General features: G+C 28.7%; 10 protein-coding genes. 5 read left to right on the top strand and 5 right to left on the bottom strand.

The features are described from left to right. Positions 1-734: cache domain-containing protein (locus tag ACERKK_RS02060; protein ID WP_373771412.1), on the bottom strand; the 734-nt coding region annotated here is incomplete at its 3' end. Positions 735-796: 62 nt separating this feature from the next. Next, positions 797-1693: an RluA family pseudouridine synthase gene (locus tag ACERKK_RS02055; protein WP_373771411.1), complete on the bottom strand. Its 897-nt coding sequence runs from the start codon at positions 1691-1693 to the stop codon at positions 797-799. Positions 1694-1841: 148 nt separating this feature from the next. On the opposite strand from ACERKK_RS02055, the gene purB reads away from it, so the two are divergent. The 4 genes from purB (at position 1842) to ACERKK_RS02035 (ending at position 7086) form a co-directional block, all read left to right on the top strand. Next, positions 1842-3170 carry an adenylosuccinate lyase gene (gene purB, locus ACERKK_RS02050; RefSeq protein ID WP_373771410.1) on the top strand — a complete coding sequence of 443 codons (1329 nt, stop codon included), beginning with the start codon at positions 1842-1844 and terminating at the stop codon, positions 3168-3170. Between the two features lie 54 nt (positions 3171-3224). Then, positions 3225-5609 carry a ribonucleoside-diphosphate reductase subunit alpha gene (locus ACERKK_RS02045; protein ID WP_373771409.1) on the top strand — a complete coding sequence of 795 codons (2385 nt, stop codon included), beginning with the start codon at positions 3225-3227 and terminating at the stop codon, positions 5607-5609. 61 nt (positions 5610-5670) lie between these two features. Continuing rightward, a complete protein-coding gene (locus ACERKK_RS02040) occupies positions 5671-6690 on the top strand; it encodes a ribonucleotide-diphosphate reductase subunit beta (protein WP_373771408.1) in 1020 nt (339 codons plus the stop codon). 264 nt (positions 6691-6954) lie between these two features. Further along, entirely contained in the window at positions 6955-7086 is a 132-nt protein-coding gene (locus tag ACERKK_RS02035) for a hypothetical protein (protein ID WP_373771407.1), read from the top strand. Between the two features lie 36 nt (positions 7087-7122). On the opposite strand, the gene ACERKK_RS02030 is transcribed toward ACERKK_RS02035, so the two are convergent. After that, on the bottom strand, positions 7123-7851 hold the full coding sequence (locus ACERKK_RS02030) for a dienelactone hydrolase family protein (RefSeq protein ID WP_373771406.1): 729 nt from the start codon (positions 7849-7851) through the stop codon (positions 7123-7125). 127 nt (positions 7852-7978) lie between these two features. On the opposite strand from ACERKK_RS02030, the gene ACERKK_RS02025 reads away from it, so the two are divergent. After that, a complete protein-coding gene (locus ACERKK_RS02025) occupies positions 7979-8233 on the top strand; it encodes a hypothetical protein (protein ID WP_373771405.1) in 255 nt (84 codons plus the stop codon). Between the two features lie 386 nt (positions 8234-8619). Here the strand turns inward: ACERKK_RS02025 and hcp are convergent, their stop codons facing one another. Both hcp and ACERKK_RS02015 read right to left on the bottom strand, forming a co-directional pair. Beyond that, a complete protein-coding gene (gene hcp / locus ACERKK_RS02020; protein ID WP_373771404.1) occupies positions 8620-9945 on the bottom strand; it encodes a hydroxylamine reductase in 1326 nt (441 codons plus the stop codon). Between the two features lie 99 nt (positions 9946-10044). Next, positions 10045-11265 carry an NAD(P)-dependent oxidoreductase gene (locus tag ACERKK_RS02015; RefSeq protein WP_373771403.1) on the bottom strand — a complete coding sequence of 407 codons (1221 nt, stop codon included), beginning with the start codon at positions 11263-11265 and terminating at the stop codon, positions 10045-10047. Positions 11266-11269 lie beyond the last annotated feature (4 nt).

The raw sequence follows: 11269 nt of genomic DNA, 5'->3' as shown, positions 1-11269 counted from the left end.
ATAACAAAAATATAAGAGTTATCTGAATAAGAGATATTTGAAATATAAGCTAAAATATCTTTTTGAATTGATTGTTCATAATCTTTTATATACTCACCCGTTCCAATTGAAATATTTAATGGTTCAAAATATTTATAAAATGCAATTTTTCTATATATCCTATTCTCTTCATTTACAGGTTTACTCCAATAATAAGTATCAAAAGTTTCTCTTTTATCTTCTATTGTTTCAATAATCTTTTTAACAAAGAAATATCCATTAATATCTTTTAATTGCGAATAGTTTTTGCCTTCTAATGCTCTATTTAAAGGATAAAGTATATTTTCACCTTTAATATTGTGCATAAAATAATATCCTCTACCCTCATTAAAACGGATTTGTCTTAATGCATCTTGTATCATTTTTAATATTTCAGGTTTAGTTTTTTCTTTATTTTCATTGTAGATGCTAAGTGCGATAGTATGAGCTTCATAAACTCTTTTTTTTAGATTTTCTTTTAGATTTTCTTCACTTTTTCTTTTTTTATATAAAACATAATCATAAACTCTAGTTACTTCATCTTCAACTAGAGTTTTTTGTGATTTAATATATTTTTTTTCAAGATTTGCTATTTCTTTTTCTAGTCTGTTTTTATTTTCTATAAATAATAAATTTGTAATTAAAATTGATAAAAAGAAAATAAAAACAATAGGAAAAAATTTTATAAATTGTAAGATATTTTTTTCGCTAAACATAATCATAGTGGATTATATATTTATTTTATTTAAATAAAAATTATTTTTTTATATTAAAAAATTTAAAAGCCTAATTCTTTTAATATTTCTTTATTTTTTGACTTTATTTTATACGTAATATTTTTATATGTAAACTCTAAATAATTGGCATGAAGCCATAATCTATGACTTTTTGTCTCTTCTTCTCTAATCTTTTTATCAAGAGTTTTATTTAAATACTCTTCTGCAATATCATCTTTAACTCCATAAATTGGATCACCAATAATTCTATGACCAATTGAGTATAAATGAACTCTAATTTGATGTTGTCTTCCAGTTAAAGGAAGTGCTTCAACTAATGTTGTATCATTTTTTACATTATATTTTAATGGTTTAATAATTGTACAAGATTCTTTTCCACTATCTCCTGCTTTCATTCTTACACCAATTTTTTTACCCTCTTTTTCTAATCTTTTATCAATAGTTATTTCTTCTTTTATTTCACCTTCAACTATTGCTAAATATGACTTATGATATTTCTTGTCTTCAAACATATCTTTAAGAATTTTTTCACTTTTTTTGTTTTTCCCAACTATTACAAGCCCTGAAGTTTCAGCATCAATTCTATGTATTAAATTTGCATTTTCTCCAAAATGAAATCGTATTTCATCCAATAAAGAGTAAGGTGTACTTTTAGAAATTGGGTGTACCATTAAATGTGTTGGTTTATCGAAGATAGCGAAGTCTTCAAACTCTATTAAAGGTTTTAATCCTCTTGAAATACCTTCAAAAACAGCCATAAAGATATGCTCTCCTGGAATCTTATCACTAGGTTTAATTGCCTGCATATTTTCATCAAAGATACGTCCTTTAGACGCGTAACGTTGGGCATTTCTATGATTTATTTTAAGATCTTGTAGTAAAAATAAACTAAGCTTCTTATCTTTTATAGCTTTGATTTTCTTTAAAGTAAATGGCAATATTCTATCCTGAAGTTTTTTTTTAAATAGGTCAAAATTTATTCGAATTTTTATCTTTATTTTTGTCTTATTTAGATACGATATCATACTTAAATTAATAGAAATTTTTAATAAATTATAAAAAATATTCATAAGAGGGGTTTTATAGATGGTTGAAAGATATGCAAGAGAAGAAATGAGTTCAAAGTGGACTCAAGAAGCAAGATATGCAGCATGGCTTGAAGTTGAAAAAGCAGCTGTAAAAGCTTGGAACAAAATTGGTTTAATTCCAGATGAAGATGCAAAAAAGATTGTAAAAAATGCTACTTTTTCAGTTCAAAGAATTGAAGAAATTGAAGCTGTTACAAAACATGATTTAATTGCATTTAATACAAGTGTTTCAGAATCACTTGGTGAAGAATCAAGATGGTTCCACTACGGTATGACTTCTTCTGATGCAGTAGATACAGGTGTTGCAATTCAAATGAGAGATTCATTAAAGCTAGTTATCAAAGATGTTAAAATGCTTATGAAATCTATCAAAAAAAGAGCTAAAGAGCATAAATATACTTTAATGGTAGGAAGATCTCATGGTATTCATGGTGAGCCTATTACTTTTGGTTTAACTTTAGCTGTTTGGTATGATGAAATGGACAGACACCTTAAAAACCTAAAAGAAACTCTAAAAGTAATTTCTGTTGGTCAAATCTCTGGTGCAATGGGTAACTTTGCTCACGCTCCTTTAGAGCTTGAAGAGTATGCAATGAAAGAACTTGGATTAAAACCTGAATCTTGTTCAAATCAAGTAGTTCATAGAGATAGATATGCAAGATTAGCAACTTCTTTAGCTTTAATGGCTTCTACAATTGAAAAATTTGCAGTACAAGTTAGACACTTACAAAGAACAGAAGTGTACGAATGTGAAGAATTTTTTGCAAAAGGTCAAAAAGGATCTTCAGCAATGCCACATAAAAGAAATCCAATTTTAACAGAAAATATTACAGGATTAGCAAGAACTATTAGATCATTTGCAGCACCTGCAATGGAAAATGTTGCATTATGGCACGAAAGAGATATTTCTCATTCATCAAATGAAAGATTCTGGTTACCAGATGCATTTATTACAACTGATTTTATGCTTCATAGAATGAACAGTGTTATTGCTAACTTAACAGTAATGCCTGAAAATATGATGAAAAACCTAAACTTAACTGGTGGATTAGTATTCTCTCAAAGAGTTTTATTAGAATTACCAAAAGCTGGTGTTTCAAGAGAAGATGCATATAGAATCGTTCAAAGAAATGCAATGAAAGTTTGGCAAGAAATCCAACAAGGTAAACCTTCAACAAATAAAAAAGGTGAGTCTTTATACTTACAATATTTATTAGGTGATGAAGAATTAAGAAACTCATTATCTGAAGAACAAATCAGAGAATGTTTTAACTTTGAATACTACACTAAAAACGTTAGTGCAATTTTCAAAAGAGTATTTAAGTAATAACTACTATTATTTAAATAAACAAAATACACACAAACAAAAGGCAATTAGTATATGTCAATTATGATTACAAAAAGAAATGGCAGAAAAGAAGTTTTAGATATTACTAAGATACAAAAGATGACTATCGATGCAATCGATGGTTTATCTGGAGTATCTCAAAGTGAACTAGAACTAGACGCTCACATCAAGTTTGTTGATGGAATGAGTTCATCTGATATTCAAGAAACGCTTATAAAAACAGCAGTTGAAAAAATTGATATAGATGTTCCAAATTGGACTTTTGCAGCAGCAAGATTATTTTTATTTGATTTATATCACAAAGTTGGAAAAGCAACACATGGAATTAAGGGTGAACCTTATTGCCATTTAAAAGATTATTTAAAATATGGAAAAGAAGCGGGTAGATTAATCCCTAATTTAGGTGAAGGTTATGACCTAGATGAATTAAGTGATTATATGGATCCTACAAGAGATTATTTATTTAATTACCTTGGAATTAAAACTCTATATGATAGATATTTAATTAAAAATAATAAAGCACAACCAATAGAATTACCACAGCAAATGTTTATGGCAATTGCTATGTTCTTAGCACAAAATGAAGATGATAAACAACAAAGAGCAAAAGAGTTTTATGATGTAATTTCTAAGTTTGAAGTTATGTTAGCAACTCCTACTTTATCAAATGCAAGAACAAATAGACATCAATTATCTTCTTGTTATATAGGATCTACTCCTGATAATATCGAAGGTATTTTTGATTCTTACCATGAAATGGCACTATTATCTAAGTATGGTGGTGGAATTGGATGGGATTGGAACCAAGTTAGAGCTTTAGGTGGTGTTATTGATGACCATAAAAGTGCAGCTGGTGGAACAGTACCATTTTTAAAAATTGCAAATGATGTAGCATTAGCAGTTGACCAATTAGGTACAAGAAAAGGTGCAATTGCAGTTTATGTTGAACCATGGCACATGGATATAAATGATTTCTTAGATTTAAAAAAGAATTCAGGTGAAGAAAGAAGAAGAGCGCATGATTTATTTCCTTCTTTATGGATTACTGATTTATTTATGGAAAGAATTTTAGAAGACTCTTATTGGACTTTATTTGACCCTTATGAAGTAAAAGATTTATCTGAACTTCACGGTGAGGCATTTAAAGTAAGATATAAAGAGTATGAAGCTGATGAATCAATTACAAAAAATGTTATAAAAGCAAAAGATTTATGGAAAAAGATATTAACTTCATATTTTGAATCAGGTTCACCGTTCTTATGTTTTAAAGATAATGCAAATAGAGCAAACCCTAATTCACACGTAGGACATATTAGATCATCAAATCTTTGTACAGAGATTTTCCAAAATACTAATCCTAATCACTACAAGATTAAGTTAGAGTTTGAAGATGGTTCAATTAAAACTTATGAAGAAGAAGAAGTTGTTATTGTTGATGGTGGTGTTGAAAAAAGAGCAAATAAAATTACAGCACTTGACTCAATCAATGGTAAAAAAATCTTTATAGTTGAAAAACAAAAAATTGATGGAGATACAGCTGTTTGTAACTTAGCTTCTGTAAATCTTTCAAGAATCAATAAAGATGAAGATATTAGAAGAGTTGTTCCTATTGCTATAAGAATGCTTGATAATGTTATTGATTTAAACTTTTACCCATTAAGAAAAGTAAAAGCAACAAACTTAAAATCAAGATCAATTGGTCTTGGAGTAATGGGTGAAGCTGAAATGTTAGCTGACCATAAATTAGTTTGGGGAAGTAATGACCACTTCAAAAAAATTGATTTAGTAATGGAAGCAATTTCATACAATGCAATTAAAGCTTCTTCACAATTAGCAGTTGAAAAAGGTATTTATCCTACATTTAATGGTTCTAAATGGTCTAAAGGTATTATGCCTCACGATCATGCACCACAAGCTGTTAATGCATTAGTAGAAAAAGATTTATTTGATTCTGCTTATGATTGGGATGCTCTAAGAGAAGAAGTAAAAGCAAATGGTATGAGAAATGGTTATTTAATGGCTGTTGCTCCTACTTCATCAATTTCTATTTTAGTTGGAACTACTCAAGCGATTGAGCCAGTTTACAAAAGAAAATGGTTTGAAGAGAATTTATCAGGATTAATTCCAGTTGTTGTACCAAAATTAAGTCCAGAAACTTGGGCATATTATACGCCAGCATTTGAAATTGATCAATTACAAGTTATTAAAGCAGCAGCAATTAGACAAAAATGGATAGACCAAGGTCAATCTACAAATATTTTTATGAGTTTAGATAGAGCAAGTGGAAAATACTTACATGAAATCTATACATTAGCTTGGAAATTAGGTCTTAAGTCAACATATTACTTAAGAAGTCAATCACCTGAAGCTAATAATGATGTAGAAGATAGAAGCATGGAGTGTGCAGGTTGTCAGTAAAAGACAGCTTCCACGCAAAATGTTAAAAAATATAAAGTTAAAAGCACAGAAGGCATAGTTTATGGATAGAAAAGAAATATATAACCCTGATTCACGAGAGACATTAAATGATAGAAGAATATTTGGTGGAAATAGTGATGGAATGATTAACTTCACAAAAATGAAGTATCAATGGGCTTTAAATCTTTGGGATACAATGGAAGGTAATACTTGGTTTCCTAAAGAAGTTCAAATGACAGGAGATGCTAAAGATTATAAATTTTTAACAGAACCTGAAAAAAGAATGTATGATTTAGTTTTATCTCAATTAATTTTTATGGATTCACTTCAAACAAATAATCTAATGGATAACATAAATCCATATATTACAGCACCTGAAGTAAATGCTTGTCTTTCAAGACAATCTTATGAAGAAGCAAATCATAGTAAATCATACGCAGTTATGGTTGAATCAATTTCTGATAATACAGATACGATTTATGATATGTGGAAAAATGATGCAAAATTAAGAGAAAAAAATACATACATCGCAGGTGTTTATAAAAATCTTTCAGGAGAAATTACTGATAAGAAAATTTTACTTGCACTTTTTGCTAATCAAATCTTAGAAGGTTTATATTTCTATGCAGGTTTTGCAGCTATTTATGCACTTGGAAAATCTGGAAAAATGTTAGGTTCTTCTCAAATGATTAGATTTATTCAAAGAGATGAAGTAACGCATCTTTTACTTTTCCAAAACATGATTAACTCTGTTAGAAAAGAAAGACCAGACCTTTTTACTGCTGATTTAGAAGCAGAAGTTAGAGCAATGTTTAGAAAAGCAGTAGATATGGAAGCTTCTTGGGGATCATACATCACTCAAGGTCAGATTTTAGGATTTACTGATTCAATTATTAGACAATATATCGAATTCCTTGCAGATAAAAGACTTGAAGCAGTTGGATATTCAAAAGAGTACAATGTAACTAACCCTATTCCATGGGTTGATGGTTACGCATCTTTCAATGACCAAAGAACAAACTTCTTTGAAGGGAATGTTGTAAATTATTCTAAGGGTTCAATAGACTTCGATGACTTTTAAAAAAAGTTTTTCTAATAGCTCTTTTTGGAAATTTCTGTGTCATCGCAGAAATTTTCATACTTACCTACTCTAGTAGGCTCCTATAAAAATTTCCACTCTTGATAGAATAGATATGTATTTAAATTACAGAAATTTTAGTTAAATATTGAAAAATTCTTAATATGAATTTTGATATTATTATTTTATGAAATGCATAAAACCAAACCTTCAATCTTAATCCATTATAATAACAAGCAATCAAAACTAATACTTTTAGGAGAGAAAGTGAAAAATATATTTATTATTGGTCTGATAGTTTTATCTATGGCTTATATGGTTTCAATTTTAGTAGGTAAGTACAATACAATTATTGAAGAAGATAAGAATAAAAAGGCATTAGAGCAAAAGAGAAGCTAAGATTACTCAGCTTCTTATTTAAAAAAGAAAAAGACTTTATTTTAAAGTCTCTTCTAAAACTTCTGTAAATCTTTTCCATGATTTTTCATCAGCTTCTTTATGATATCTATTACTTCCAAATACTGTAAAAGCATGTGGTGCGCCACTATATGTAAGCATTTCATGATTTAAACCTGTTTCTTCAAGCTCTTGAGCAAGTGTTGCAAATTCTTGTAAACTTACAGCTTTATCTGCACTTCCGTGAAATACTACTACTTTTCCTTTTGTTTTACTATAGTCTTGCCCATTAGGTGTTGTTAGCCCTCCATGAAATGGAACAAATGCTTTTAATTTTGCACCTGATCTTGCCATTTCTAAAATTGCTGTACCTCCAAAACAATAACCCATTCCAAGTGAATTATCTGTATTAGCACCTTGTTTTTTTGCTTCTTCAAAACCAGCATCTAAAAGTTTTCTCATTTTTTCTCTGTCTGTATAAAGTGATTTTGTTAAAGCTTTTTTATCTTCTAATTGCGTTGGTCTTACACCTTTTCCATATAAATCAACTGCAAATGCTGCATAACCTAAGTTATTTAGCATCTCAACTCTTTTTACTTCATAGTCTGTAACTCCATCCCAATCATGCACTATATATACTAAAGGAGCATTTTTAGAAGGTGAATTATAATAACCTTCATACTCTTTTCCATCAACACTATAAGTTACATATCCACCTGCAAATACAAGTGAAGCCATCGCTAAGATTGTAAACATTATCTTCTTCATAGTAAATCTCCTTAGGTTAAATATTAATAATATAGTTTATCACAAAGTCAAGTAATTTACTATATTATCAACTTTCAAGGAGTAAAACTCTAGAATACATTTTTAATAAAAAAAGGAAAATATAAATATGTTAAAAGAACAAGTAATACAATTTTTAAATTTACAATTATCAGATTTTACAAATTTTAGATATGAAATAGAAGAAGATAAAGAGTTTTTATATGTAAACTTCAATGAGGTTTTAGGTGAACAAATTGAAAAAGAAGCAGCTTTCAAACTTATAGGAGATATTGTATATTATCACTCAATCTCATTTGGATGGAAAGCACTAAATAAAGGTTCAAATAATAAATTCTTTTGGATAGACCTAGTAAAGAAGTAACCTTTTTGCAACCAATGTGTAATCATAATGAAATTTAATAATTTTATAATTATTCTATCAAAACAAAAAAGGATAAAAAATGATTACAAAAGAGAATGTTTTATTTACGACTTTATGTTACGGTATTTATACAGTTAGTACGTTTATTTCTTATATGGCGATGGTTTAATAGAGTTTATAAAAAGACATTTGTTGTAATCATTTTGAAACTGATTATAAATATAATACTGCCTTAAAAGGCTTTCAAATGATTATAAAATTTCTAACTGAAACTTTGCCCTTATATTTTTTCATTATATTATTAAATATTTGTGCAGTTTCATTATTAGTAATACACTAAAAAAAAATTTCAAATAAAAGGTATAAAACCTTTTATTTATATTGATTTACGCTATTAAAAGTTTTTGTAAATCATCTTTTACATTAGTTGTTAATGTTAAGTTAAAATGTTCACTTAAGAAGTTAAAAATATCTTCATTTACAAATTGTGGGGCTTTTGGTCCAAGGTAAATATTTTTTACACCTAAAGAGAATAATGCTAATAAAACAATAATAGCTTTTTGCTCCATCCACGATAATACGATTGATATTGGTAAGTCATTAATTGGTGTATTTAAAGCACCACTTAATGCTTTTGCAATTTCAACAGCACCATTACTATCATTACATTGACCTAAGTCTAAGTATCTAGGGATTCCTGTACCTTCGATTTCTCCAAAGTCAATATCATTAAATCTAAATTTACCACAAGAAGAAGTGATAATTACACAATCTTTTGGTAAAGAAGAAGTTAATTCTCTATAATACTCTCCACCTTTTCCAGGTGCATCACAACCTGCAACTACGAAGAATTGTTTTATTTTTCCTTCTTCTAAAGCTTTTATAATTTGAGGAGCTAAAGTAAGAACAGTTTTATAGTGATGTCCTGTTGTTAAAACAGAATCTTCATTAAAATCAATTCCATTTGCATCTTCACACTCTAATGTTCTTTTGATTAATTCATCAAAATTATCATCAACAATTGGTGTTGAACCTTCAACCCCAACAATTTTATAAGTAAATAATCTATCTAAATAATTACAGTTCTTTTTTGGAGGAACGATACAGTTTGTATTTACTACAAAAGTTCCTGTGAATTTTTCCATTAGTTTTGCTTGGTCAAACCATGCTTTTCCAACATTACCTTTTAAATGTGGGTATTTTCTTAATTCTGGGTAACCATGTGCTGGTAACATTTCTGAGTGAGTATAAACATTTATACCCTTACCTTCTGTTGCTATTAATAATCTTTCAAAGAATTCTAAATCATGTCCAGTAACTAAAATAGCTTTACCCTCAACTTTATTTTGAGGAACAACAACAGGAGTTGGAATACCAAATTTATTAGTATGTGTTGTAGATAATCTATGCATTACTTCAACACCAGCAGAACCAATTTTCATAAGTTGATTAATATGGTCATTAAAATTAAAGTTTACATTTGTAAGTGTAAAATAAAGTGTTTCACTAATAACATCATCTATTTCTTTAGTAAGTTCTGGTTTAAAAGTATTTAAATGCTCTCTATATGCACTAAGACCTTTTAAACCAAAAATCATGATATCTTGTAATCTTGATAAGTTTTCATCTTTACCACAAGTTCCAACAACTGCACCAGTACTTCCACAGCCACCTTTTTGACTCATTTCACATTGATAACAAAACATACTCATTTTTATAATCCTTAAAATATTTAATATAAATTTTTCGAATTATAAGAGTATTAAAGTGCAATTACATTGATATATATCAATGCAGTTAAAAAAAGCAGTTTATGATTCGTTTTCTTTTTGCTCTAAAGTGTTAATATACTCTTCAATAGATAAGGCAACTCTTTTAGAAAAAGCAACAGCTTCTACAACTGTTCTAGCACCCGTTACTACATCACCTGAAGCAAATACACCTTTTCTTGTAGTTCTACCATCTTCATCACTTTGTAGCAAGCCATTATCACCAAGATTTAGTCCTGCATTGTTTTTTACAATTAAATCTCTTGCTGTTTGACTAATTGCGATTAAAATAGAATCAGCTGTTTCAAAACCAATACTTTTATCTTCATTTGGATTTGTGTTTTCATATTTTATTCCATCTTCTGTAAACTCAAGTGGAGATTTAAATAGATTAAATTTTACTCCATCTATTTTCGCATGCTCTTTTTCAATTCTTTCAGCAGGCATTTGTTCTTCATCTTTTCTATACATGATTTGAACTTCTCTAGCACCATTTCTTATTGCTGTTCTTGCTACGTCCATTGCAACATTTCCCGCACCCACAACAATAACCTTTTTACCTAAATCATAGGCTTTTGGTGTTTTTAAATAATCAATAGCAAAATGTACATTTCCTAAACTTTCACCTTTAATCCCAAGTTTTTTAGGTCTCCATACACCTGTTCCTATAAATACAGCATCAAAATCATCTCTAAATAAATCATCAATTGTAATATTTTTACCAATCATGCTATTTTTTTTGATTTTTACCCCTACTTTTAGTAGTTTTTCTTCTATTGTATCAATGATTGTTTTATCAAGTCTAAAATCAGGAATTCCAAATCTAAGAACTCCCCCAATTTTATCTTGAGCTTCAAATATTGTTACTTTGTATCCTTTTATCGACATAATCATTGCAAGACTAATTCCAGCAGGACCTGAACCAATAATTGCGATATTTCTTCCATTTTGTTCTGGTTTTTCAAACTCTTTATAATTCATATAATAAGTTGAAATATAATTCTCAATTCCTCCAACATTTACAGGAACATGTTTTTTATTTAAAACACAATGTCCTTCACAATGTTTTTCATGTGGACAAACAAGTGAACAGATTATTGATAATGGGTTATTATTAAAAACTTTTTCTCCAGCTTCTTTAATATTTCCTGATAAAAATAATCTTATCATTTCTGCAATTGGTGTACTTACAGGACAACCTTTTTCGCATTTTGGTTTTTTACAATCTAAACAAGTTTGAGCTGAATTAATGATATGTTGCATGGAA

The sequence above is a fragment of the Poseidonibacter sp. genome (assembly GCF_041821165.1).
Lineage (GTDB): Bacteria > Campylobacterota > Campylobacteria > Campylobacterales > Arcobacteraceae > Poseidonibacter.
This window is presented reverse-complemented; position numbering and strand designations above follow the sequence as displayed.